This is a genomic window from Variovorax sp. FW305-3-2-15-B-LB1 (assembly GCF_058787635.1).
Map to the genome: position 1 here is coordinate 1 of NZ_JBYSZY010000056.1, position 24,294 is coordinate 24,294.

The window sequence follows — 24,294 nt, forward strand, 5'->3', positions numbered from 1 at the left end:
ATGCCGCCCCGCCCTTCGCCGACACGCCCGCCGCGCTGCGCGCGCAGGGGCTGCGTTTTCCCGAGCGGGTGGAGGTGTCCTCGCCGGTCTGCTACGCCGACGCGCTGGACGCTGCCTACCGCGAAGCCGGCGAGTGCGACGACCTGCTGGCCGCGCTGAACGAACTGCTCGAAGCCGAACGCGCCGGCGCGCGCATCACGCTGCGCAGCGCCGCCGAGACCGACGACCCCGCGCTGCAGCGCCTGGTGACCGACATCCACCGCGACGAGGTGCGCTGGTGCGGCGTGCTGATCGACGCGATCCAGTCGCTGGCCGCCACGCCCAGCACGCGCACCGGCGCTTTCTACGAGCGCGCGATGGCGGTGCCGGAACTCGGCACGCGCCTGGCGCTGCTCAACCGCGGCCAGGGCTGGGTGGTGCGCAAGCTGCAGGCGCTGCTGCCGCGCATCGTCGACGCGCACATCCACGGCGAGCTGACGGCCATGCTGGTGTCGCACCAGCAGAACATCGCGCGCGTCGATGCGCAGCAGGCACCCCAGGCACCACAGGCCCCGCGCGGGCCGCAGGAAGGAGCTTCATCATGAATGCACAGGACGTCATGACCTCGCCGGTCTTCACCGTCGCGCCGGACACGCCGGTGCGCGACATCAGCGCGCTGCTGCTGGCGCGCCACATCAGCGGCGTGCCGGTGCTCGACCAGGGCGAGGTGGTCGGCATCGTCAGCAAGTCCGACCTGCTGCACCGCTACGAAGCCGAGCCCGGCGGCGCGCCGCAGCACCCGTGGTGGCAACGCTGGGTGCAGCGCACCGCACCGCCGCGCGACTACGTGCGCGCGCACGCCCTGCGCGCGGCCGACCTCATGACGCGCGAGCCGGTGTCGATCGCCGAAGACCTCTCGCTGGCCCGCGTCGCGCAGCTGCTGACCGCCTACCGCATCCAGCGCCTGCCGGTGGTGCGCGGGCGCCGGCTGGTGGTGCGCGGGCGCCGGCTGGTGGGCATCGTGACGAGCGGCGACCTGGTCGAGGCGCTGCTGCGGCAGGCCGAGGCCGACACCGCGCGCGCCGATGCGGGCGACGACGCGCAGATCCTGGCGCGCCTCGTGGCCGAACTGGAACGGCAGACCTGGTGGAGCCGCGCGTGGTCGCATGTGTCGGTGGACAACGGCATCGTGATGTACCACGGCATGGTCGGCAACGAGGCGGAGCGCGACGCGGCACGCGTGGCGGCCGAGGGCATCGCGGGCGTGCGCGGCGTGGTCGACGAGCGGCTGTGCACGATCGAATGGCAGACGATGGTCTGAAAGGCAAAAAAGAAAGTTGCAACACGGCACGGGGGTGCGCCATCCAATGGGCAGAAGGAGCTCACCGCATGCCGCCCACCGCCCTGCCCCTGACTGCCGATGCCGACGCGAACGCGTCCGATGTCGAACTGGCCGCACGTGCCGCGCAGGGCGACACGCAGGCCTTCGCGCGCATCATGCGGCGCCACAACCAGCTGCTGTTTCGCACCGCGCGCAGCATCCTGCACAGCGACGCCGACACCGAAGACGCGCTGCAGGACGCCTACCTGCGCGCCTGGCGCGCCATCGGCGGCTTCCGCGACGAAGCGAAGCTTTCGACCTGGCTGGTGCGCATCGTCATCAACGAGGCGCTGGGCCGCCTGCGCCGCCGCGGCGCGCAGGTGATTCCGCTCGACGGCGGCGCGACTGCAGGGGACGTCGACGACGCCCCCGACACGCAGCTCGCCGACGACCCCGACCGCCAACCGGAGCGCCTCGCCATGCGGGAAGACCTTCGCCGACTCATGGAGCGCCGCATCGACCGGCTGCCCGACGCCTACCGCACCGTGTTCGTGCTGCGCGCGGTGCAGGAACTCAGCGTCGGCGAAACCGCCGAGGCGCTGCAGCTGCCCGAAGCCACGGTGCGGCTGCGCTTCTTCCGCGCCCGCAGCCTGCTGCGCGAAAGCCTGTCGCGCGACATCGACCTGGCGACGGGCGACGCCTTCGCGTTCGACGGCGCGCGCTGCGACCGCATCGTGGCGCGCGTGCTGGCGGCGCTGCCTTGATTCTTCCAACAACCACCACCCCCGAGGAGACCCCACCATGTCCTTTTTCCTGATGCCCACCCCGGCCGCCGCGCGGCGTGCCTTTCTCGGCCACTCCGGCCTGATGCTGTCGGGCGCCGCCGTGGCGCTGCTGGCGGGACGCGACGCGCTCGCCGCGAAGAGCGGCGGTGCCACCGGCAACGACGTGCAGATCCTCAACACCGCGCTCGGCGCCGAGCTCGAAGCCATCGCGGCCTACCAGCTCGGCGCGGAAAGCAAGCTGCTCGAGAAGCCCGTGCTCGACCTCGCCGTGACCTTCCAGGGCCACCACAAGGAACATGCGGACGTGCTGGCCAAGACCATCGCCAAGCTCGGCGGCAAGGCCGTCGCGGCCAAGGCGCGCTACGACTTCCCGGTGGAGCAGCTCAAGTCGCAGGCCGACGTGCTGCGTTTCGCGGCGAAGCTTGAACAAGGCGCCGTGAGTGCCTACCTGGGCGCGGTGCCGCTGTTTGGCAACCGCGAGCTGTCGAAGGCCGCGGCCAGCATCCTCGGCGACGAGGCGATGCACTGGGCCGTGCTGCGCCAGGCGCTCGGCGAGGCGCCGGTGCCTTCGGCGTTCGTGTCGTGAGCCGTGCGGCGCGCGGGCTCGCAGCGGGCCTGCTGGCCGCATGGGCCTGTGCGGGTGCCGCCGCAACGCCCGACGCGGTGCGCGGCGAGCAGGTCTACGCGCGCTGCCAGGCCTGTCACGCGCTGGCCACCGCCCGGGTCGGGCCGCGCCACTGCGGCCTGTTCGGTCGGCTCGCCGGCAGCGTGCCGGGCTTCGCGTACTCGGAGGCGATGAAGAAGTCGCGCATCGTGTGGAACGACAAGACGCTCGACCGCTTCCTCAGCGCTCCGCTCGCGATGGTGCCGGGCAGCAGCATGACCTACGACGGCGTGCCCGACCCGCGAGAGCGCGCCGACCTGCTCGCCTACCTGCGGCAGGCGAACGACACGCCGGCCTGCGCGGCGCTGGCGCGCCCTACGCCGCGTTGACTGCGGGCGAGGCGGACGCGAAGGCGCCTGCAATCTCGCGCGTCACGCGCAGGAAAGCTTCCATCTCGCCCACCGTGTGGCAGTGCAGCGGCGACACGCGCACGGTGCCCTCGAGCCCGAAGGATTCGAGCATCCGCTTCGAGTAGATGCTGCTGGCCACGCGCTCGTACACGGTGACGCCACGCTGGCCGTACTCCACCACGGCCTGCGTGCAGTCGAGTCCGTCGAAGCCGATGCCCAGGATCAGGTCGCGCTGCGTCAAGTCTTGGTGGTCGAGAAAGACTTGCACGCCATCGAGCGCGCGCAGGCCCGGCGTCTGCGCGGTGCCGTCGAGCAGCGTCGCCAGCAGCGCGCGTTCGTGCAGCTCGATGCGCTCGATGCCCGCCACGAAGCGGGCGCGGCGGTCGGTCGCGTCGGTGAAATGGCCGCCGAGCCAGCCCACGTAGTCGACGATCTCGGTGAGCACCGCGAACTGCCACGGCGCCGAGCTGCCCAGCTCCCAGTGGCCGGGCTTCTTGCCGGCCAGCTTGTGGTGCGGCAATGCAGCCGCGCGCTCCGACATCCACGAGAAGCCCGAGCCGCGGCAGCCGAAGAACTTGTAGGGTGCGAGGTTGATGCCGTCCACCGGCGTCTGCTGCAGGTCGATGACGCCGTGCGGCGCGTGCTGCACGGCATCGACGAGGATGTACAGGTCGGGCTTGATCTCGCGCGCGCGCCGCACGATGGCCACCATGTCGAGCTTGGCGCCCGAGATGTTCGACGCATGGATCACATTGAGCAGGCAGGTGTTCTCGTCGACCAGCCCCACGATGGCGTCCACGTCGACACCGCCGGTGACGGGGTTGCTCTTGGCCACGCGCAGCTCGCGCCCCAGGCGCTCCGCATACAGGCGCATGGCGTCGAAGGCCGAGGGGTGCTCGAGCGCGGTCGTGACCATGTTCGTGCCCGGCACGTTCTCGGCCACCGCGCGCACCATGTCGAACATCGCGCCCGAGGCGGTGAGCGAGGGGTACACGCTGCCGCCCGTGGCGTTGAGGATCGTGCGCAGGTCGTCGGCGCCGCGCGCCTGCATGGCCTGCAGCTCGACGGCGGTGGCGTGGATGCGCTCGGCGTTGTCGGGAATGGCGTCGACCAGCGCGAAGCGCTCGACCGCCGCCTTCAGCCGGAACGAGCCGCCGGCGTTGTCGAAGTACAGGCGCTCGCGGCCGTGGTGGTCGCGTTCGATGCCCAGGAAGCGCTCGCGCACCTGGCGCATCAGCGCATCGGAAAGGAGCTCGCCTTTCGGCAGGTCCGCGCGTGTGGCTGCCATGGTGTCAGACGCCCTTGTTGTTGGGGTTCTTGTAGATCTCGCGCACCGCGTCCGTCATCGGGAAGTTGAGGTTCGCGTTGCGCGGCGGGATCGGCGAGAGGAACCACTTGGTGTACAGCTGCTCGATGGCGCCCGACTTCATGAGACCGTTGACGGTCTCGTCGACCAGCGCCTTGAACTCGGGGTCGTCCTTGCGCAGCATGATGCCGTAGGGCTCCTGGCGCAGCGACTCCTTGAGGATCTTGTAGTCGCCCGGATTGGTGGCGCTGGCGATCATGCCGGCCAGTTGCACGTCGTCGAGCACGTAGGCATCGGCGCGGCCCGTGGACAGCAGCAAAAAGCCGTCGGAGGTGTCCTTGCCCGCGATCTCGTTCACCTCGATGGTGCCGCTTTTGCGCGCGCCGCGCAGCAGCTGGATCGAGGTGCTGCCCGAGACGGTGGCCACGTTCTTGCCGTTGAGGTCGGGCAGCGCGTTGATGCCCGAGCTCTTCTTCACGGCGGCCGTGATGTTGGTGACGAAGTGGCTCGGTGCGAAGTCGACCTGCGCCTGGCGCTGCGTGGTGTTGGTGGTGGTCGCGCAGTCGAGGTCCACGGTGCCGTTCTGCAGCAGCGGGATGCGGTTGGTCGAGTTGAGCATGGTGTAGCGCACCTCGATCTTCGGCAGGCCCAGCTTGGCCTTCACGGCGTCGACGATCTTCAGGCAGATGTCGTTGGTGAAGCCGATGGGCGCGCTGTCGGCGCTGAGCTTGTACGAGAACGGGATCTGGCTGTCGCGCGCGCCGATCTGGATCGTGCCGCTGTCCTTGATCTTGCGCAGCGTGCCGGTGTCCTGCGCGCTGGCGGCGCCGCAGGCGAAGACGAGGGCGAGTGCCGAAGCAAGAGGCAGTTTGAAGTCCATGGTGTGTTCCTTGGGTTGCAATGACGGTGGCCTGGCGCGCATCTTCTGCGTCCCGATGAATTTCTAAAAGCGATTTTTTGTGATCGAATCACATGAAGAAAAGCGTTCTTTCTTTCAGGAGCCGCCCGCCGTGATGACCTTCAAGCAACTCGAAGCCCTCTACTGGATCGCCCGGCTGGGCGGCTTCGCGCAGGCGGCCAACCAGCTGCACACCTCGCAGTCGGCCATCTCCAAGCGCGTGCACGAGCTGGAGCAGCTGTTCGACACCGAACTCTTCGATCGCAGCCAGCGCACGGCGCGTCTCACCGAAAAAGGCGAGGAGATGTTCGTGCTCGCCAGGAAGCTGCTCGACCAGCGCGACGCCGCCGTCGAGCAGTTCGGCAAGCCCGGCGTGGTGGAGCGGCGCATCCGCCTGGGCGTGACCGAGCTCACCGCCATGACGTGGCTGCCGCGCCTGGTCGGCCTGATCCAGCAGCACTACCCCAAGGTGATCCTCGAACCCGACGTGGACGACAGCCTGCAGCTGCGCGACAAGCTCCTGGCCGACGAGCTCGACGTGGTCATCGTGCCCCACACCTTCGCCGACTCGCGCATGCAGAGCAAGGTCATCGGCCGCGTGAAGAGCGCGTGGATGTGCAAGCCCGGCGTGATTCCCTCGACCGCGGCCACCGGCACCGTGCGCCTGCACGACCTGGCGCGCCACCGCATGCTGGTGCAGGGCAACAACTCGGGCACCGGCCGCGCCTACGACGCCTGGATGAAGGACCAGGGCGTACAGCCCGCCAACGCGATCGTGGTGAGCAACCTCGTGGCGCTCACGGGCCTCACCGTGTCGGGCCTGGGCGTGAGCTACCTGCCGCGCGAATGCCTCGCGCCGCTGGTCGATGCCGGCATGCTCGAGGTGCTCGACGTGACGCCCGCGCTGCCCGTGGTGCGCTACGTGGCCATGCACAAGGGCGAGCATCGCAGCGCGCTCACGTCGTCGATCGTGATGCTGGCGCAGGCGTGCTGCGACTTCACGCGGATGTTCCAGGCGCAGCCGGAAGAAGAAGCCTCCTAGGGTTCGCGCGCTGCGCCCCGTCTGTTTGAAGGCGTTGGTTGATCAGCCAACCCAGCGACGGCGCCCGGCGGGCCCAGGACACTGGGTGCTTCCCGCAGCGAAATCAAGGAGGAGGCCGCAGGCCGGGGGACATTCGCAGAGGGAAGTACCCGGTGGCCTGGGCCCGCGCCCCGAACGCTCACCTCCCGCGCGTCAACATCCGCCCCGCGCGCGCCAGCACCTTCGCTTCGCCCTCGCCACCGCGGTAGGCCAGCACCCCGTTCACGAACACGCGCTCGACGCCGACGCTCACGCCATGCGGCTTGTCGTAGGTCGCGGTGTCGGTGATGGTCTCGGGGTCGAACACGACCACATCGGCCATGGTGCCGACACGCAGCAGGCCACGATCGGCGATGCGCAGGTTGCGCGCCGTCATGCCCGTCATCTTGTGCACCGCCTGTTCCAGCGTGAAGAGCTTGCGCTGGCGCCAGTAGCGCGCGAACACGCGCGGGAACGCGCCCCACAGCCGCGGGTGCGGATGGCGGTCGTGCGGCAGGCCGTCGCTGCCGATCATGGTGAGCGGGTGCGCGATGACGCGCTCCACGTCTTCTTCCTGCATCTGGAAATAGCAGGCGCCGCCGGGCTTCAACCGCAGGCAGGCCTCCTGCTCGGTGGTGCCCCACTCGCGCGCGATGTCGGAGATCAGGCGTCCGGTCATCTCGGGGTGCGGGTCGGACCAGGTCAGCAGCACGTCGATCACGCCGTCCACCAGGTCTTCGCGCAGCACGGTGGAGCCGGCCACGTACGGGTAGACGTCCATCGCGATCTCCTGGCGCTGCGACAGCGCCTCGATCAGCGGCAGCGTCTCCTTCGTGCGGCCCCAGTTCGCGGGACCGGCGCACTTGTGGTGCGAGATGACCAGCGGCACGCCCGCGCTGAAGGCCGTGTCGCCGGCCTCGTGCAGCGCCTCGATGATCTGCTGCATCTCGCTGCGCAGGTGCGTGGCGTAGACGCCGCCGTGGCGTGCCACGACGCGCGCGAGCGCGGTGACTTCCTCGGCCGGCGCGGCAAAGGCCTCTTCGTAGAACAGGCCCGACGACATGCCGTGCGCGCCCGCAGCCATGCAGTCGTCGAGCAGCGTTTCCATGCGCGCCAGCTCGTCGCCATCGGCGGGCCGGTCGAGCGCCTGCATCGCCGCGAAGCGCAGCGTGGTGTGGCCCACGAGGGCCGCCACGTTGAGCGCGGGCTGCACCGCATCGACCGCGGCGCGGTACTCGGCCATGGTCGCGTGCTTGAACGAGTCGGCGCCCAGCAGCGTGAGCGGCGGCTTCGACTGCGGCGTACGGTACGGCGCCAGCGAAATGCCGCAGTTGCCCGTGACCACGGTGGTGATGCCCTGCGACACCTTGGGCAGGCACAACGGGTCGCGCAACACGATGGCGTCGTCGTGCGTGTGGGCGTCGATGAAGCCGGGCGCGATCACCTTGCCGCGGCAGTCGACCACGTCGACGTCGGCGATGTTCAACCCTGCAGGCAGGCGCGTGCGCAGGCCGTCGCCCAGCGCCAGGATGCGGTCGCCCTGCAGCAGCACGTCGCCGGGCCACGAAGGGCCGCCCGAGCCGTCGACCACGAGGCCGGCTTCGAGCAGCACGGCTTGGGTGTCGCTCATGGTTCGCTGTCTCCCTTTTTCGTGTTGATGCCGCCGCCGTCCCAGCTTTGCAGCGGGTGCGTGGTGGCGTCGATGCCGTGGCGCTGGAAAGCCTCGCGCGCGCGCTGCAGGCGCTGCACGGCAGGCTCGCCGCGGCGTTGCGCCACCAGCACGGTGAGGATCTCGATGACCGTGAGGTGCGTGAGGTAGGCGTCGATGCCCACGTGCATCACGGCATCGTCGGGCACCGACAGGCCGATCAGGAAGTCGGCCTTGGTCGCGAGCGCCGTGCCCGGCCGCGTGATGGCGACCACCTGGGCGCCCTGTCCGCGTGCGATGTCGACCGCGTCGAGCAGCGAGGGCATGCCGCCTACGTGCGAGATGGCGATGACCACGCCGCCCGGGCGCTGCGCCGCGCCGGCCACCTGCTGCAGGTGATAGTCGGCCCAGGCGTTGGCCGAGAGGCCGAGGCGGAACAGCCGCGCCTGCAGGTCGTTCGCCATGAACCACGAGGTGGCGCCCGCGCCGTACAGGTCGACGTGCGGCGCGGCCGCGATGGCGCGCACGGCGCCGTCGAGCACCTGCATGTCGAGCTGGCCGCGCACGCCCGAGACCGAGGCCGCGGCGCTGCGCGCGATCTTGCCGACCACTTCGTCGGCGGCGTCTTCGATGTTGACACGGCGGTGCAGCGGCGAACCGCCGAGCGCCAGCTCCTGCGCGAGCGCGAGCTTGAACTCGCGCAGCCCGGCAAAGCCGAGGTCACGGCAGGTGCGCATGATGGTGGGCACCGAGCTGCGCGAGCGCTCGGCCAGCTGCTCGAAGCTCTCTTCGAGCGCGCGGTCGGGGTCTTCGAGGATCAGGTCGAGAATCGCGCGCCGCGTGGCCGGCGCGTCGCTGCGCGCCTCGGCGATCCTCTGGAGCAAGGAGGGCGTCATCGGTGCGTTTTCAGAAGTGCATGGCGACAGCGTCGCTCACGCGGTAGTCGTTCTCGACCACGGGCATCCAGTGCCACTTGTCGAAGGTGGTGCAGGGGTGCGAGATGCCCAGGCCCAAGCGGTCGCCGACCTTCGGAGCATCGGCCTCTTCGCTTTCGTCCCAGCGCAGGTAGGCGTGCTGGTCGTTCAGCGCAGTGATCTTCCAGCCGGCGGGCACGCCCTGGGGTTGCAACGCGCCGCGCGCCGCACGTGCGATCGGCACGGGCATCGACAGGTCGAAGGAGATGTCGCGCTTGCCCACCGACAGGATCGCCAGCCCCGGCTCGGGCCGCGACTGCACGTTGGCCCAGACTTCCATCGCCGGCGTCAGGCCTTCGCCGCATTCGCAACCCAGGCGTTCGTCGACCACGTTCACCATGCGCTTGTAGAAGCCGTGGTCGTGCGTGACGTAGCAGCCCGAGCGCAGCAGGCCGCGCACCGGCGCACCCAGCGCGGGCTTCAGGCGTCCGGCCACGAGGTCGAAGATGGCCGAGCCACCGGCCGAGACCAGCACCTCGTCGGTCTCGAAGAGCTGCTGCGTGTCGCAGTGGCGGGCCACGGCTTCGACGCGGTCCATCAACGTGGTGGCGTAGGCCGTGTCGGGCCCGCTTTCGCCGGTGGCGCCCTGCCCTTCATAGGTCTCGATGCCCACGAGCTTGGCCGCGTCGCTGGCGCGCACCCGGGTGGCGAGCGCAACGGCTTCGTCGTGCGTGCGGCAGCCGGTGCGTGCGCCCTGCACGCCGATCTCGAGCATGACCTCGAAAGGCACGCTCGCAGGGTTGCGCTTCGACCAGTCTTCGATGAGTGCCAGCTGCGCGATCGAATCGACCAGGAACACGACACGCAGGTCCGCATGGTCGGCCAGCAGCAGCTGAATGCCTGCGAGGTCTTCGTCGCTCACGACCTGGTTGGCGATCAGCGTGCGGCGCGCGCCGGCGGCCACGCCCACAGCCAGCTGCGTGACGGTGGCAAAGGTCAGGCCCCAGGCGCCGGCGTCGAGTTGGCGCTGGAACAGCTGCGGCGACATGGTGGTCTTGCCGTGCGGCGCCAGGTCGATGCCCCATTCGCGCACGCGCGATTGCATCCATTGGAGGTTGTGTTCGAGCGCTTCGCGCTTGAGTACGGCCAGCGGCAGCGGCAGGTCGCCGGCCAGCACGTTCCAGCCGGCGGCGCCGACTTCGCTGCGCCGGCGCGGCGGCTGGGTGCGCGGGTAGCCCTTGAAGCGGTCGCTCAGCAGCGGGTCGATGAAGTCTTGGGTGGCAGAAACGGTGTCGGTCATGGTCGTGCAACGGCGGTGTTGGAGAGCAGTTCTTTGCGGATGCAGGCGCTGTAGTGTCCGGGAGAAAGTTCGTCCAGGCTGGGCACCGTCTGCGCGCAGGCCTCGATGGCATGCGGGCAGCGCGTGCGGAACACGCAGCCCGAGGGCGGCGAGATCGGGCTGGGAATGTCGCCCTTCAGGGCAATGCGCTCGGTCGCCATCTCCGGATCGGGCTTCGGGCTCGCGGCCAGCAGCGCCTGGGTGTAGGGGTGCGAGGGGCGCGCGAACAGTTCCTCGGTGGTGGCCACTTCCATCACCTTGCCCAGGTAGAGCACCACCACGCGGTCGCACAGGTACTCGACCACATCCAGGTCGTGCGAGATGAAGAGCATGGTCAGGCCCAGGCGCTCGCGCAGATCGGCCAGCAGGTTGATGACCTGCGACTGGATGGACACGTCGAGGGCCGACAGCGGCTCGTCGGCCACGATGAACTCGGGCTCCACGGCCAGCGCGCGCGCCACGCCGATGCGCTGGCGCTGGCCGCCCGAGAACTCGTGCGGGAAGCGGCTCGCATGCTCGGGGCGCAAGCCCACGGTTTCGAGCAGCTCGGCGATGCGCTTGTCGCGCGCGGCGGCGCCCTTGTGCAGGCCGTGCGTGGACAGTGCTTCGCCCAGGATGGCGCTGATGCGCATCTTCGGGTTCAGGCTGGCGTACGGGTCCTGGAAGATGATCTGCAGCTTGCTGCGCAGCTTGCGCATGCGCTCGCCAGAAAGGCCGCCGATGTCGTCGCCCCGGTACAGCACCTGACCCTCGGTGCGCTCGACCAGGCGCAGCACGGTGCGCCCGATGGTGCTCTTGCCCGAGCCCGATTCGCCGACCAGGCCCAGCGTCTCGCCGGGCTGGATCGCGAAGGACACGTCGTCCACCGCGCGCACGGGGCGCTCGCTGCTGCCGAAGTACTTCTTGAGGCCGCGGACTTCGATAAGGGGTGGTGAAGATGAGGTAACAGCGGTGGTCATCATGCAGCCCTCGCGAGCGGTTGGTCGGGCTGCACGCGCACGCAGCGGGCCTGGCGGTCCTGACGGATGTCGATGAGCGGCGGCATGGCGCTGCGGCATTCGGGCAGTGCCTGGTCGCAGCGCGGCTCGAAGGCGCAACCGGGCGGCGGCGCCAACGGGCTGGACACCTGCCCGCGGATCGCAAACAAGCGCTTGGGCTTGGGCTGGCCGGGCTGGCGCGCCTTGCCCGGCAGGCAGGCCAGCAAGCCCTGCGTGTACGGGTGCTCGGGCTGCGCGAACAGCGGGCGCACGGGCGCGCGCTCGACCACACGGCCCGAGTACATGACGACCACATCGTCGGCATGGTGCGCCACCACGCCCAGGTTGTGCGTGATGAACAGGATGCTCATGCCCGTCTCGGCCTGCAGCCGGCGCATGAGCTCCAGGATCTGCGCCTGGATGGTCACGTCCAGCGCGGTGGTGGGCTCGTCGGCGATCAAGAGCGTCGGGTCGCAGGCCATCGCGAGCGCGATCATCACGCGCTGGCGCATGCCGCCCGAGAGCTGGTGCGGGTACTCGTGGATGCGCTGCGCGGCCGCCGGAATCTCCACCAGCTCCAGCATGCGCAGCGCATGGGCCAAGGCCGCCTTGCGGTCCAACCCCTTGTGCAGGCGCACGCTCTCGGCGATCTGCTCGCCGATGGTGAACACCGGGTTCAGGCTGGTCATGGGCTCCTGGAAGATCATCGACAGCTGGTTGCCGCGCAGCGAGCGCATCTCGCGTTCGCCGATCTGCAGCAGGTCGAGCGTCTTGCCTTCGCGCGTGACGAACGAGGCGCTGCCGCTGACCTGCGCGTTCGCGGTCTTGGGCAAGAGGCGCATCAGCGTGAGGCTGGTGACGGACTTGCCCGAGCCCGATTCGCCCACCAGTGCGGTGGTCTTGCCGGGCTGGATGGCAAAGCTCACATCGGCCACCGAGCGGATCAATCCGTCCTCGGTGGGGAAGCTGGTGCTCAGGTTGGTGACCGTGAGGCGTGGGGTGGTGTTCGTCATCACGAGGTCTTCTTGAGCTTCGGATCGAGCAGGTCGCGCACGCCATCACCCAGCAGTTGCAGCGACAGCGCCGTGAAGATGATCGCCAGGCCCGGGAACAGCACCACCCAGAAGGCCTGGTGCGCGTACTGCTGGCTGCCCGCGACCATGGTGCCCCAGGTCGGAATCTCGGGCGGCACGCCCACGCCCAGGAACGACAGCCCCGCCTCGGCCAGGATGGCGTAGGCGAAGATGAACGACACCTGCACGAGGATCGGCGACATCAGGTTCGGCAGGATGTGGCGCCACAGGATGCGCGAGGTGCGCACGCCCAGGGCACGCACGGCTTCGACGAAGAGCAACTCGCGCACCACCAGTGTGGACGCCCGCACCACGCGTGCGACACGCGGCGTATAGACCAGCACCAGCGCGAGCACGGTGTTCATCAGCGACGGTCCGAGGATCGCCACCAGCGCGATGGCCAGCAGGATGTCGGGGAAGGACATCATGGCGTCGACCACGCGCATCAGTGGTGCATCGAGGCGGCGGAAGAAGCCCGCCATCAAACCCAGTACCGTGCCGGCGATGACCGCGCCCAGCGCCGTGAGCGCCGCAATGGCCAGCGAGTAGCGCGCGCCGTGCACGATGCGCGAATACATGTCGCGCCCGAGTTCGTCGGTGCCCAGCAGGTGTTCGGCGCTGGGCGCCTTCAGGCGCTGCAGCACGGCGGTGTCGTTGGGGTCGGCCGAGGCAAACAGCGGCGCACCGACAGCGAGCACGGCAATCACCAGCAGCACCAGGGCGGACACCATGACGATGCGGCGGTGCATCAGCTGGCGGAGCATTCGAGGCATGCGCATCGTTCAGACCTTCACGCGCGGATCGACCACCGCGTACAGCAGGTCGATCGAGAAATTGATGAGCACGTAGATCGCGGCAATCACGAGCAGCGCGCCTTGAATCACGGGATAGTCGCGCCGCAGCACGGCGTTGACCACGAGGTTGCCCACGCCCGGCAGGCCGAACACGGTCTCGGTGATGACGGCGCCGCCGATCATCAGCGCGACCGTGAGGCCGATCACGGTGACGATGGGCACCAGCGCATTGCGCAGCGCGTGCTTGAGCACGACGACCTTCTCGCTCAGGCCCTTGGAGCGTGCGGTACGCACGTAGTCTTCACCGAGCACGTCGAGCATCGAGGCGCGCGTGAAGCGGATGATGAGTGCGGAGTTCAAGAGGCCCAGCACGGTGGCCGGCAGCACCAGCGCGTGCAATCTCTCGGCAAAGGGTGCATCGGGCGCGCCGTACCCCGACACCGGGAACCACCCGAAGGACACCGCGAAGATCTGGATCAGCACGATGCCCAGCCAGAAGCTGGGAATGCTCGCGCCCAGCATCGCGATGCCGGTGAAGAACTGGTCGACCACGCGCCCGCGAAACACCGCAGAGACGATGCCGCAGGGCACGCCGATGAGCGCTGCGATGGCCACCGCCATCAGTGCGAGCAAGGTGGTGGGCTCGGCGCGCTCCCACAGCGCCTGCGTGACCGGGCGCTGCAGGAAGATCGAGGTGCCCAGGTTGCCCTGCAGCACTTCGCGCAGCCAGTAGCCGAACTGCACGGGCAAGGGTTTATCGAGGCCGTAGTCCTTCTGCACGCGGGCGATGTCGGCGGCGGTGGCCTGGTCGCCCAGCAGCACGGAGATGGGGTCGCCCGAAGCCGCGCGCGTGAGCACGAAGACCAGCACGGCCACCAGCGCCAGCACGATGAGCATGCCGCCCGCGCGCGAGGCGATGTAGCGAAGCGATGCGCTCTTGATCATGGCGAGAACTCGATGGCGGCGGCGCTGCCCACGGCCACGTACTGGCCGGTGAACTGCACGTCGCCGTTCTTCTTCACGCGGAAGATGGTCACGTTGTCGCCCTGCTTGTTGTGGCACACGTAGAGAAAGCGCCCGCTCGGCTCGAGCGTGCAGCTGCGCGGGTAGTTGCCGCGCGTCCACTCTTCGCGCACCAGCGTGGGCGCGCCGGTGCGCGCATCGACCTTGAAGATCGAGATCGAATCGTGCAGCCGGTTGAGCGACACGAAGTGCGTGCCGCCCGGCAGCATGCGGATGCCCGAGGCGTAGCTGGTGCCCTTGAAGCCGGCCGGCAGCGCCGAGGTTTCGCTCACCAGCGTGAGCACGCCGGTGGCGCCGTCGTAGCGCAGGAAGGCGATGGTCGAGGCCTCTTCGTTCACGAGGTAGACCCACTTGCCGTTCGGATGAAAGGCGAAGTGGCGCGCGCCCGAGCTCTCGGACACGGCCACCGTGCTCGGCTGGCTCAGCACGCCGGTGGCGCGGTCGAAGCGGTACGAGATGACGCGGTCCAGCCCCAGATCGGCCACGAGCACGAAGTTGCCGGCCGGGTCGGCCTGCACCATGTGGGCGTGCGGGCCGTCGTGGTCGCTGGTGGCAAAGCCTTCGTGCGAGCGCGCGGCCAGCGGCACGACGTCGGCGCCGGGCTTGCAGGGCGTGGCGGCGCCGCAGGCCGCGACGTCCTTGTAGACGACGGCGGCGCGGTCGGTGTCGAAGCTTCCGTCGGTGCGCAGCGCGATCACGCTGACGTCGCCACTGGCGTAGTTGGCGGTGAACACGTAGCGGCCGTCGGGATGCACGCTCAGGTGCGCCGGGTCCTTGCCGCCGCAGGGCATCTCGGCCACGAACGACAGCGCGCCGTTGGCGCCGATGCGAAAGGCCGAGACGGAGCCGGCTTCGAACTCGTTGGCGGCGTACAGCATCGGCAGCGTCGGGTGACGCGCCAGCGAGGCGGGGTTGCGCAGCTTCGCATCGCTGCCCGCGCTCGCCACGGCGGGCGGTGCGCCAGGGATGGGCTTGAGGGCGCCGGTCGCGCCGTCCACCACGAACTGGTGCACGCCCAGGCCGCGCCCGCCGCGCCACGGCTTGCCGCCGTCGCTGTAGGTGCCGACGTAGGCGTACACGGGGCCCGAAGTGGTGGCTTGAGCGGGAGTGGCCATGGATGGTTTGAGTCCGAGGGCGCTCAGGCCGGAGGCCAGTGCGCTGACTTGCAGAAGTTGACGACGCGACGGCATGGCGGTGCTTGCGGCCTTACTTGATCTTCGCGTTCCAGAAGAACGGCCAGGTCGCGGGCTGGTAGTTGTCCAGCGCCGGGCTCTTGGCCGAGAGGCCGTTGAACTTGCCGACGTTGATGTAGGGCACCTCGTCGTACACCACCTGCTGCACCTTGCCCCACAGCGCGCCGCGCTTGGCCGGGTCGCTCTCGGTGTTGAAGGCGCTGAGCGCGGCCTTCTTGGCGGGCGAATCCCACCAGCCGGGTGCGCCGTCGCCCAGTTGCGGCGGCGACAGCATGGGCTCGGGGAACTGGCCCGAGTGGGTCACGTAGATGTCCCACAGCTTCGGGTCGTTGCGGCGTTGCACCAGCGTGGCCCAGTCGACCACGTTGAGGTCGACCTTGAAACCGGCGCGCTTGAGCTGCTCGGCCATCAGGAGCGACATGTTGTAGTGGAAGTCGTATTGGCGGCTGGTGAGCACGCGGATCGGCTCGCCCTTGTAGCCGGCCTTGGCGGCGGCGTCCTTGGCCTTGGTGGCGTTGCGCTGGTTGTACTGGTCGGTGCCCGCGGCCGAGTAGAACGGTGAACTCTTGGGAAAGTGGTTCGCCTCCGCGATGAAGAAGCGCGTGTCGCCGAAGCCGGCCGCGAGCATCTCGCCTTGGCCCAGCGCGGTCTGCACGGCCTGGCGCACCGCCGGGTTGGCGGCCACGCCTTCCTTGGTGTTGAGCACGAGGTAGGGGAAGCCGAACGACGGCGTCATGATCGGCAGCGTCTTGCCACCGGCCTTCTCCAGGCGCGGCAGGGCTTCCACCGGCAACAGGTCGGCAAAGTCGTACTGGCCGGCGAGTGCACCTTCGACGCGCGTGCTGGCGTTGGGCACGGGCACGAAGCGCAGCTCTTCGATGGCGGCTTCGCGCTTGCCGCCGTAGCCGCTCGCGGGCTCCTTGCGCGCGGCGTACTTGTCGAAGCGCGTGAGCAGCACGAACTGGTCGGGGCGGCGTTCCTTGAACTTGTAGGGGCCGGTGCCGACGAAGTCCTTCAGCGGCGAAGCGATGGAGTCCTTGGCCATGATGGCCGCCATGCCGCTGGGCAGCGCGAGCTGCGAGAGCAGCGGTGCGTACGGCGCCTTCAGCACGATCTCCACGCCCAGCGGGCCCTTGGCCTTCAGGCTCTCGATTTCCTTGCCCACGGCCTTGCCGCGCGGCGACTGATCCATCCAGCGCTGCAGGCTGGCCACCACGTCGTCGGCCGTGAGATCGCGCCCGTTGTGCAGCGCCACGCCCTTGCGCAGCGTGATGGCGTAGGTCTTGCCGTCGGCCGAGATCTTGGGCATGCCCTCGGCCAGCATCGGCACCACGTTCCACTTGGCGTCGAAGGTGTACAGCGTCTCGTACACGTGCTGCATGATGGTTCCGACCAGGTCGGCCGTGGAGGCCATCGGGTCGAGCGTCTGCGGCTCGGCCACCATCGCCAGCGTGGCGAAGTTGCGCGGGCCCTGCGCGTGGGCGCTGGGGTGAGGCAGTGCGGCACACAGCATCGCGAGCAGGGAAGCTCCCAGCAGGCTGCGCTTCGACAGGCGGGGCAGGCGCTGGACAAGACCGGCGTGAGACATGGAGAACTCCTTCATGGGGCGGACTGATTTATGAAAGAAATTTTCTTTCTGGTCCGGACTTTGAAGCAGACTTCATGCCAAATCATCCGTGTTAACCCTTGTTGATGGGTTATTCTGAAAAAGTCTTTCAAATCAGACGGATACTGCGGCCCTCACCCACCCCACTCAACCCTCACTCCCAGGAGTTCCCATGCCCCTCGAATACCTCGGCGCCCCGCCCATCGCTTCCGACCGCCAGGCCCGCCCCTTCTCCCCCGCCGTGCGCGCGGGCGACTTCGTCTACGTGTCGGGCCAGGTGCCCGCCAACGCGCAGGGCGAGATCGTGGCCGGCGGCATCGAGGTGCAGACGCGCCAGGTGATGGAGAACCTGAAGACCGTGCTCGCGCTGGCCGGCGCCACGCTCGACGACGTGTGCAAGAGCACCGTCTGGCTGCACGACGCGCGCGACTTTGGTGCCTTCAACCGCGTCTACATGAGCTACTTCGGTGAAAACAAGCCGGCGCGCTCGACCACCGAGGCGCGCCTCATGGTCGATGCGAAGGTCGAGATCGACGTCGTCGCCTACAAGCCCAAGGCCTGATCAGGTCGGTCGCAGTTCGGTCTTGCGCTGAATGATGCGCGAGACCAGCCCGTATTCCACGGCCTCCGTGGCCGACAGCCAGCGGTCGCGCTCGATGTCGGCCAGCACCACGTCGATGGGCTTGCCGGTTTCGCGCGCGATCTCGTGCGCGATGCGCTGGCGGGCCTTGATGATTTCCTGCGCCTGGATCGCGATGTCGGTCGCCTGCCCGCCCGCGCCGCCGCTGGGCTGGTGGATCAAAAAGCGCGTGTTGGGCAGGCACACGCGGCGCTCGTGCGGCGCCGCGAGAAACAGGTGCGTGGCGGCGCTGCCCACCCAGCCGGTGCCGATCATGTGCACCGGCGCGCTGATGAAGCGCACCACGTCGTGGATCGCGTCGCCCGACTCCAGGTGCCCGCCGGGCGAGCTCACGAGGATGTCGATGGGTTTGTCGCCGCTGTCGGCATCGAGCGCGATGAGCCGGCGCGTGACGTCGGCGGCCACGCTGTCGGTGATGCTGCCGAAGATCAGCAGCGTGCGCGACTTGAACGCCTTTTCCTCGAGGTAGGAATTGCGCGGCTCGGCCGTCGCCGCGGGCGGGGTGTCGTCGTCGGTTTCCAGTGTTGAAAACATGGGCTGCATGAAGAAAGCTCCTGTGGTTGAACTGTCTTGACGAACAAGCCCACAGTTTCGTGACATTGCGTGTGCTGTGGCAAGCTGCGCCGATGCTCGACGAACGCTATCTCTCGCAATTGCCTGCGCTGCGAAGCCGGCTGGTTCGCACCGCGGCGCGGCTGCTGGGTACGCACGCCGAGGCCGAGGACGTGGTGCAGGACACCTACCTGCGCGCGCTCGAAGCCAGCGATGCCGCGCCTCCCGCATCGACCCAGGCGTGGCTGACCACGGTGATGCGCCACCTGGCCATCGACCGGCTGCGGCGCGAGGACTGGATGCGGCGCTGGCTGCGCGATGCGGGCGACGTGCACGCGCCCGAAGCGCCGTCGGCGGAAGCCGATGCGGCGCAGGCCGAGTCGGTCGAACGTGCGCTGCGGCTGCTGGCTTCGACGCTATCGCCCGCCGACGGTGCGGCGCTGCTGCTGCATGAGGTCTTCGAGGCCAGCTTCAAGGAGATCGCACAGGCCAGCGGCAAGACCGAGGCGGCCTGCCGGCAGCAGGTGCATCGCGCGCTGTTGCGGCTGCGGCAGGACAGGCCGGCCGACGACGAGCGCGAGCGCGCCGCATCGGCCGCGCATTTCCAGGCGTACCGGCAGGCGCTCCTGCAGTGCGATGCCGCGCCGCTGCGCGCCCTGCTGCGCACGCCACCGACGCGTGCGTTCTCTGCATCAGCTTCGGCAACCCCGGCATCGACGCCGCGCACCGTCTGCCAACTCGTGCACCTCGGTGGCCAGCTCGGCCTCGTGCTCACGCTGGGTGGCAAGGTGCTGTGCGTGCTGCCCCTGGAGGCGGCGCAGCCCGAAGAGGTCGCGCAGTGAGCCGGGTCGTCATCGTCTCCGGGCCACCGGGCTCGGGGAAGACCTCGGTGTCGGCGCTGCTGGCCAAGGCCGATCCGCGCGGCCTGCACCTGCCGTCCGACCTGTTCTACGACTTTCCGGCGCACCCCGTGCCGCCCTACCGCGCTGGCGCCGACGCGCAGAACACGGCCGTGATCCGGGCCGTGTGCCGCGCGACCGCATCGTTCGCGGCGGACGGCTACCGGGTGTGCCTCGACGGCGTGTTCGGCCCGTGGTTTCTGCCGCTGGTCGCGCGCGAATTCGAGGCGGCGGGCACGCAGGTGGCGTACGTGCTGCTCGAGGTCGATCTCGAGGAAGCGCTGGCGCGCGTGCGTCAGCGTTCGGGGCCGGAGATGGACACGATGGTGCGCACGATGCACGCCGCGTTCCAGCAACCCGCGCCCGGGCTCGACGGCCACCGCATCGCGACGATGGCGCGCACGCCCGAAGCGGTCGCGCAGGCCATCGATCAGCGGCTGGCCGGCGACGCGCTGCGCCTCGACCTGCGGTCGTGGACGCGCGCCGACCGCTGAGCCTCAGCCCGCCAGCCGCCCCGCCACCAGCTGCAGCACGCGGTCGCAACGCTTGGCCAGGTCCTGGTCGTGTGTGACCATCACGAAGGCCGTGCGGTGCCGGTGCGCGAGGTCGAGCATCAGCGCGAACACGGCGTCGGCCGTGCTGCGGTCGAGGTTGCCGGTGGGCTCGTCAGCCAGCACGCAGGCGGGCTTCGTGACCAGCGCACGCGCAATGGCCACGCGCTGGCGCTCGCCGCCTGACAGCTCGGCCGGCCGATGATGCAGGCGCTCGCCCAGGCCCACGCTGGCGAGGATCTTGGCCGCGGCCTGCGCCGCTTCGCCGGCTTCGACGCGGCGGATCTTCAGCGGCATCGCGACGTTGTCGAGCGCACTGAACTCGGGCAGCAGGTGATGGAACTGGTAGACGAAGCCCAGGTGATGATTGCGCAAGCGGCCCTGCTCAGCGGCGTCGGCATGCGCGATGTCCTTGCCGAGCAGTTCGACCTTGCCCGCGGTGGGCGCGTCGAGCCCGCCCATCAGGTGCAGCAGCGTGCTCTTGCCGGAGCCGGACGCGCCGACGATGGCCAGCGTTTCGCCGGCGTGCACGTCGAGGTCGACACCGTGCAGCACGGTGAGGTCGATGCGGCCTTCGTGGAAGCGCTTGGTGAGGCCACGGGCCTTCAGGACGACATCACTCATAGCGCAGGGCCTCGGCGGGGTTCACACGGCTGGCGCGCCAGCTCGGATACAGCGTGGCCAGGAAGGCCAGGATGAGGGAAATGACCGCGATCGGCATGATGTCGCTTTGCTGCGGGTCGCTCGGCATCTTGCTGATCAGGTAGATGTCCTTGGGCAGGAAGCTGGCGTGGAAGAGCTGCTCCAGGAAGGGCACGATCACGTCGATGTTGTAGGCGATGCCCAGCCCCAGCAGCAGGCCGCCCACGGTGCCGATCACGCCCACCATGGCGCCCTGCACCACGAAGATGGCCATGATGCTGCGCGGCGAGCTACCCAGCGTGCGCAGGATGGCGATGTCGGCGCGCTTGTCGGTCACGGTCATCACCAGCGTCGACACGAGGTTGAAGGCCGCCACGGCGACGATCAGCGTGAGGATGATGAACATCATGCGTTTCTCGACCTGCACGGCCGCGAACCAGGTCTTGTTCTGGCGCGTCCAGTCGCGGATGAGGAACTGGCCCGGCAGCGTGACGGCGAGCTGGTCGGCCACCTCGCGCGCCTCGTGCAGATCTTTCAGCTTGAGGCGGATGCCGGTCGGGCCTTCGAGGCGGAACACCTTGGCGGCGTCTTTCTCGTGCACCATCGCCAGCGCCGAGTCGTACTCGTAGTGGCCCGAGTCGAACACGCCGACCACGGTGAACTGCTTCAGGCGCGGCACCACGCCGGCCGGCGTGACCTGGCCGCCCGGCGCCACCAGCGTGACCTGGTCGCCGGGCTGCACGAACATGGAGCGCGCCAGCTCGATGCCCAGCACGATGCCGAACTCGCCGGGCACCAGCTTGTCGAAGGTGCCGCCCTTGGCGATGCCACCGGTGTCGGTGACCTCGGGCTCGAGCGCGGGGTCGATGCCGCGCACGATCGCGCCCTTCATGTCTTCACCGCGCGCAATCAGCGCCTGCGTGTTGATGAACGGCGCCGCGCCGATCACCTCGGGGTTCTTGCGGGCGTCGGCCATGATGGCGTCGATGTCCTGCAGGGCCTGGCCGTCGCGCGAGAAGATCTCGATGTGCGACACCACGCTGAGCATGCGGTCGCGCACTTCCTTCTGGAAGCCGTTCATCACGCTGAGAACGATGATCAGCGCCGCCACGCCCAGGGCGATGCCGAGCATCGACACGCCGGAGATGAAGGAGATGAAGCCGTTGCGTCGCGTGGCACGGCCTGCGCGCGTGTAGCGCCAACCGAGCTGCAGTTCGTAGGGGAATCGCATCAGCGGCCTCGCCCCGTGGCCTCAAGGGGCATGGGCGCACCCGCGGGGGGCGGCAAATACTCGGGGTGAGGAGCGAGGGGGTAGGTCATACGGTGGAATTGTGGCATCCCGGACAATAGGGAAATGGCCGAACCTCTCCCACGTCATCTGTTGATTCCCTTTGCCGGCCGCGGTTCCCCGGCTTGCCGCGCGGCGCTCGCGACCCTGCGGCTGCCGAACCTCGAAACCCTGCTGCTGCGCCTGACGCTCGCCGACACCGACACGCAGGACGACAGCACCCGCTCCCCGCCGCACGAACGCGCGCTGGCCCGCGCGCTGGGCCTGCCCCCTGCCGACGACGGCTGCATTCCCTGGGCCGCGCTCGAAGCCCGCAAGACCGGCTTGGCCGCGCCCGGCGACCCCGAGGCCTGGGGCCTGGTGACGCTGTGCAACTGGCAGGTCGGCATCGACGACGTGGCGCTGGGCGATCCGAGCGCCATCGAGATCGACGCGGCCGAGTCGATGGCCCTGCTGACCGTGGCGCAGCCGTTCTTCGAGGAAGACGGCATCGCGCTGTACCCCTCCGACACGCCGGGCCGCTGGCTCGCGCGCGCGCCCATCTTCGACGGGCTGGCCACGGCCTCCATCGACCGCGCGGTGGGGTACCCCATTTCGCAGTGGTCGCCGCTGGGCGATGCCTCGCGGCCGCTGCGCCGGCTGCAGAACGAGATGCAGATGCTGCTGTACACGCAGCGCGTGAACGACGAGCGCACCGCGCGCGGGGTGCCACCGATCAATTCGTTCTGGCTCAGCGGCACCGGCGTCCTGAAGGACGGCGACCTGCCCTCGCCGCCCCTTTCGCGCACGCCGGTCGTCGACCTCGCGCTGCGCGACGCCGCGCTGCGCGACGACGGCCTCGCCTGGGCCGCCGCCTGGCAGGCCTTGGATGCCGGCGCCGTCGCCGGCCTGCTCGCCGACCTGACGCGCGGCGCCGACGTGGCGCTCTCGCTGTGCGGCGACCGCGGCGCGCAGCTTTTCACCGTGCAACCGCGCGGCCTCGCCCGCTGGGCCAAGGGCCTGTTCGACCGCAACCGCGCCACCCAGGTGCTGGAGTCCCTATGAAGATCATTGCCCGGGACATCCCGCCGCGCACCGTCTGGGCGCTGGAACAGGCCGGCGTGCATCCGCTGCTGGCGCGTCTCTTTGCCGCGCGCGGCGTGCGCGGCAAGGACGAGCTCGACGACGGCCTTGCGCGCCTGCTGCCGCCCGACACGCTGCGCGGCACGCGCGAAGCGGCGGTGCTGCTGGCCGACGCCATCGCGCAGGACAAGCGCCTGTGCATCGTGGCCGACTACGACTGCGACGGTGCCACCGCCTGCGCGGTCGGCGTGCGCGGCCTGCGCCTGCTAGGCGGCAAGCACGTGAGCTACCTCGTGCCCGACCGCGTGGTGGACGGCTACGGCCTGACGCCGCCCATCGCCGAGCGCGTGGCCAACGCCGGCGCCGACATGCTGATCACCGTCGACAACGGCATCGCCAGCGTCGAGGGCGTGGCCGCCGCCAAGGCGCGCGGCCTGCAGGTGCTGGTGACCGACCATCACCTGCCCGGCCCCGAGCTGCCCCTGGCCGACGTGATGGTCAACCCGAACCAGCCCGGCTGCGAGTTCGAAAGCAAGAGCATCGCCGGCGTCGGCGTGATGTTCTATGTGCTGCTCGCGCTGCGCTCCGAACTGCGCACGCGCGGCGTGTTCGACACCGCCACGCAGCCCAAGCTCGATGCGCTGCTGCCGCTGGTCGCGCTGGGCACCGTGGCCGACGTGGTGAAGCTCGATGCCAACAACCGCCGCCTCGTGGCCCAGGGCCTGCGCCGCATCCGCGCGGGCGCGATGCCGGCCGGCGTGGCGGCGCTGTTCAAGGCCGCGGGCCGCACCGCCTCGGCCGCGACGACCTTCGACTTCGGCTTTGCCCTCGGCCCACGCATCAACGCGGCCGGCCGGCTGGCCGACATGACGCTGGGCATCGAGTGCCTGCTGACCGACGACGCCGGCCGCGCCGACGAACTCGCGCGCATGCTCGATGGTATCAACCGCGAGCGGCGCGACATCGAGGGTGGCATGCGCGACCAGGCGCTGCTGCTGGCCGAATCGCTGTTCGCGGCCGATGGCGAAGGCGTGGAAGCGCCGCCGCCGGCCATCAGCGTGTTCGGCGCCGACTTCCACGAAGGCGTGGTGGGCATCGTGGCCTCGCGCATCAAGGACCGCTTCCATCGCCCGACCTTCGTGTTCGCGGCCAGTGCGGCGCCGGGCAAGGAGCAGGAGCTGAAGGGCTCGGGCCGCTCGATCCCGGGCTTTCACCTGCGCGATGCGCTCGACCTCGTGGCCAAGCGCCACCCCGGCGTGCTGCTGCGCTTCGGCGGCCACGCGATGGCCGCGGGCTGCACCGTGGCGCGCGAGCACTTTCCTGTCTTCGAGCGCGCGCTGGCCCAGGTGGCCGGCGAATGGCTGGCCGAGGCCGCGCTCACGCGCCAGATCGAGACCGACGGGCCGATCGCGCGCGAGTACATGCGCATCGATCTGGTCGACACGCTGCACCGCGAGGTCTGGGGCCAGGGCTTTGCGCCGCCCACCTTCAGCGAAGAGGTCGAAGTGGTGTCGCAGCGGCTGGTGGGCGAGAAGCACCTGGCGCTCAAGCTCAAGCACCAGGGCCAGCCCATCGACGCGATCTGGTTCAGCCACACCGAGCCGCTGCCGCCGCGCGTGAAGCTGGCCTTCAGGCTCGATGCGGACGAATGGCAAGGGGTGCGACGGCTGCGCTTTCTGGTCGAAGGCGCGGAGGTGTGACGCGGGCGGCCTAGACTGGAGGCCCATCCA

General features: G+C 69.5%; 25 protein-coding genes. 11 read left to right on the forward strand and 14 right to left on the reverse strand.

Annotated elements, in window-relative coordinates; all coding sequences use genetic code 11:
* From AC3WQR_RS25715 to AC3WQR_RS25735, 5 genes are all read left to right on the forward strand, one after another.
* On the forward strand, positions 1-584 hold a 584-nt coding region (locus tag AC3WQR_RS25715), incomplete at its 5' end, for a DUF6306 domain-containing protein (protein ID WP_492744553.1).
* A complete protein-coding gene (locus AC3WQR_RS25720) occupies positions 581-1,300 on the forward strand; it encodes a CBS domain-containing protein (protein ID WP_492744556.1) in 720 nt (239 codons plus the stop codon). The genes AC3WQR_RS25715 and AC3WQR_RS25720, both read left to right, overlap by 4 nt.
* A gap of 68 nt (positions 1,301-1,368) precedes the next feature.
* Positions 1,369-2,064: an RNA polymerase sigma factor gene (locus AC3WQR_RS25725; RefSeq protein ID WP_492744560.1), complete on the forward strand. Its 696-nt coding sequence runs from the start codon at positions 1,369-1,371 to the stop codon at positions 2,062-2,064.
* 37 nt (positions 2,065-2,101) lie between these two features.
* Positions 2,102-2,671 carry a ferritin-like domain-containing protein gene (locus AC3WQR_RS25730; RefSeq protein WP_492744562.1) on the forward strand — a complete coding sequence of 190 codons (570 nt, stop codon included), beginning with the start codon at positions 2,102-2,104 and terminating at the stop codon, positions 2,669-2,671.
* Positions 2,668-3,078: a c-type cytochrome gene (locus AC3WQR_RS25735; protein ID WP_492744565.1), complete on the forward strand. Its 411-nt coding sequence runs from the start codon at positions 2,668-2,670 to the stop codon at positions 3,076-3,078. The genes AC3WQR_RS25730 and AC3WQR_RS25735 overlap by 4 nt, the downstream gene beginning before the upstream one ends.
* On the opposite strand, the gene AC3WQR_RS25740 is transcribed toward AC3WQR_RS25735, so the two are convergent.
* Together AC3WQR_RS25740 and AC3WQR_RS25745 are read right to left on the reverse strand one after the other, a co-directional pair.
* Positions 3,065-4,387, reverse strand: coding sequence for an aminotransferase class V-fold PLP-dependent enzyme (locus AC3WQR_RS25740; RefSeq protein ID WP_492744567.1), 1,323 nt, complete (start codon positions 4,385-4,387; stop codon positions 3,065-3,067). The two genes, AC3WQR_RS25735 and AC3WQR_RS25740, sit on opposite strands and share 14 nt — an antisense overlap.
* 4 nt (positions 4,388-4,391) lie before the next feature.
* Positions 4,392-5,285 carry an amino acid ABC transporter substrate-binding protein gene (locus AC3WQR_RS25745; RefSeq protein WP_492744569.1) on the reverse strand — a complete coding sequence of 298 codons (894 nt, stop codon included), beginning with the start codon at positions 5,283-5,285 and terminating at the stop codon, positions 4,392-4,394.
* A gap of 133 nt (positions 5,286-5,418) precedes the next feature.
* Here AC3WQR_RS25745 and AC3WQR_RS25750 point away from each other — a divergent pair, with 133 nt between their 5' ends.
* The gene (locus AC3WQR_RS25750) at positions 5,419-6,345 is read left to right on the forward strand and encodes a LysR family transcriptional regulator (RefSeq protein WP_062481847.1); all 927 of its coding nucleotides are present in this window, start codon (positions 5,419-5,421) and stop codon (positions 6,343-6,345) included.
* Between the two features lie 178 nt (positions 6,346-6,523).
* Here AC3WQR_RS25750 and AC3WQR_RS25755 read toward each other — a convergent pair whose 3' ends face one another.
* The 9 genes from AC3WQR_RS25755 to AC3WQR_RS25795 form a co-directional block, all read right to left on the reverse strand.
* The gene (locus tag AC3WQR_RS25755; RefSeq protein WP_492744571.1) at positions 6,524-7,993 is read right to left on the reverse strand and encodes an N-acyl-D-amino-acid deacylase family protein; all 1,470 of its coding nucleotides are present in this window, start codon (positions 7,991-7,993) and stop codon (positions 6,524-6,526) included.
* Positions 7,990-8,907 (reverse strand): MurR/RpiR family transcriptional regulator, encoded by a 918-nt coding sequence (locus AC3WQR_RS25760; RefSeq protein WP_492744573.1) that lies wholly within the window; start codon positions 8,905-8,907, stop codon positions 7,990-7,992. The genes AC3WQR_RS25755 and AC3WQR_RS25760 overlap by 4 nt, the downstream gene beginning before the upstream one ends.
* A gap of 10 nt (positions 8,908-8,917) precedes the next feature.
* The gene (locus AC3WQR_RS25765) at positions 8,918-10,225 is read right to left on the reverse strand and encodes an amino acid deaminase (protein WP_492744575.1); all 1,308 of its coding nucleotides are present in this window, start codon (positions 10,223-10,225) and stop codon (positions 8,918-8,920) included.
* Entirely contained in the window at positions 10,222-11,223 is a 1,002-nt protein-coding gene (locus tag AC3WQR_RS25770) for an ABC transporter ATP-binding protein (protein ID WP_492744577.1), read from the reverse strand. The genes AC3WQR_RS25765 and AC3WQR_RS25770 overlap by 4 nt, the downstream gene beginning before the upstream one ends.
* Entirely contained in the window at positions 11,223-12,254 is a 1,032-nt protein-coding gene (locus AC3WQR_RS25775; RefSeq protein ID WP_492744579.1) for an ABC transporter ATP-binding protein, read from the reverse strand. The genes AC3WQR_RS25770 and AC3WQR_RS25775 overlap by 1 nt, the downstream gene beginning before the upstream one ends.
* Positions 12,254-13,093 carry an ABC transporter permease gene (locus AC3WQR_RS25780; protein WP_095951032.1) on the reverse strand — a complete coding sequence of 280 codons (840 nt, stop codon included), beginning with the start codon at positions 13,091-13,093 and terminating at the stop codon, positions 12,254-12,256. Before AC3WQR_RS25780 ends, AC3WQR_RS25775 begins: the two co-directional genes overlap by 1 nt.
* A 3-nt stretch (positions 13,094-13,096) precedes the next feature.
* Positions 13,097-14,053: an ABC transporter permease gene (locus AC3WQR_RS25785; protein ID WP_492728521.1), complete on the reverse strand. Its 957-nt coding sequence runs from the start codon at positions 14,051-14,053 to the stop codon at positions 13,097-13,099.
* A complete protein-coding gene (locus AC3WQR_RS25790; RefSeq protein ID WP_492744581.1) occupies positions 14,050-15,246 on the reverse strand; it encodes a lactonase family protein in 1,197 nt (398 codons plus the stop codon). The genes AC3WQR_RS25785 and AC3WQR_RS25790 overlap by 4 nt, the downstream gene beginning before the upstream one ends.
* A gap of 91 nt (positions 15,247-15,337) precedes the next feature.
* Positions 15,338-16,912, reverse strand: a complete 1,575-nt coding sequence (locus AC3WQR_RS25795; protein WP_492744583.1) for an ABC transporter substrate-binding protein — start codon at positions 16,910-16,912, stop codon at positions 15,338-15,340.
* Positions 16,913-17,102: 190 nt separating this feature from the next.
* Between AC3WQR_RS25795 and AC3WQR_RS25800 the strand changes: the two genes are divergently transcribed.
* Positions 17,103-17,492, forward strand: a complete 390-nt coding sequence (locus tag AC3WQR_RS25800) for a RidA family protein (protein WP_062473709.1) — start codon at positions 17,103-17,105, stop codon at positions 17,490-17,492.
* Here AC3WQR_RS25800 and AC3WQR_RS25805 read toward each other — a convergent pair whose 3' ends face one another.
* Positions 17,493-18,113, reverse strand: a complete 621-nt coding sequence (locus AC3WQR_RS25805) for an ATP-dependent Clp protease proteolytic subunit (RefSeq protein ID WP_492744585.1) — start codon at positions 18,111-18,113, stop codon at positions 17,493-17,495.
* A 50-nt stretch (positions 18,114-18,163) separates the two neighbouring features.
* On the opposite strand from AC3WQR_RS25805, the gene AC3WQR_RS25810 reads away from it, so the two are divergent.
* Both AC3WQR_RS25810 and AC3WQR_RS25815 read left to right on the forward strand, forming a co-directional pair.
* A complete protein-coding gene (locus AC3WQR_RS25810) occupies positions 18,164-18,964 on the forward strand; it encodes a sigma-70 family RNA polymerase sigma factor (RefSeq protein WP_492744587.1) in 801 nt (266 codons plus the stop codon).
* A complete protein-coding gene (locus tag AC3WQR_RS25815; RefSeq protein ID WP_492744589.1) occupies positions 18,961-19,515 on the forward strand; it encodes an AAA family ATPase in 555 nt (184 codons plus the stop codon). The genes AC3WQR_RS25810 and AC3WQR_RS25815 overlap by 4 nt, the downstream gene beginning before the upstream one ends.
* 3 nt (positions 19,516-19,518) lie before the next feature.
* Here the strand turns inward: AC3WQR_RS25815 and lolD are convergent, their stop codons facing one another.
* Both lolD and AC3WQR_RS25825 read right to left on the reverse strand, forming a co-directional pair.
* Positions 19,519-20,196 carry a lipoprotein-releasing ABC transporter ATP-binding protein LolD gene (lolD, locus tag AC3WQR_RS25820; RefSeq protein ID WP_492744591.1) on the reverse strand — a complete coding sequence of 226 codons (678 nt, stop codon included), beginning with the start codon at positions 20,194-20,196 and terminating at the stop codon, positions 19,519-19,521.
* Positions 20,189-21,445, reverse strand: a complete 1,257-nt coding sequence (locus AC3WQR_RS25825; RefSeq protein ID WP_095743837.1) for a lipoprotein-releasing ABC transporter permease subunit — start codon at positions 21,443-21,445, stop codon at positions 20,189-20,191. The genes lolD and AC3WQR_RS25825 overlap by 8 nt, the downstream gene beginning before the upstream one ends.
* 123 nt (positions 21,446-21,568) lie before the next feature.
* Here AC3WQR_RS25825 and AC3WQR_RS25830 point away from each other — a divergent pair, with 123 nt between their 5' ends.
* Together AC3WQR_RS25830 and recJ are read left to right on the forward strand one after the other, a co-directional pair.
* Positions 21,569-22,546, forward strand: a complete 978-nt coding sequence (locus AC3WQR_RS25830; protein WP_492744593.1) for a hypothetical protein — start codon at positions 21,569-21,571, stop codon at positions 22,544-22,546.
* Entirely contained in the window at positions 22,543-24,264 is a 1,722-nt protein-coding gene (gene recJ, locus AC3WQR_RS25835; protein WP_070059895.1) for a single-stranded-DNA-specific exonuclease RecJ, read from the forward strand. The genes AC3WQR_RS25830 and recJ overlap by 4 nt, the downstream gene beginning before the upstream one ends.
* The last annotated feature ends 30 nt before the right edge of the window (positions 24,265-24,294 follow it).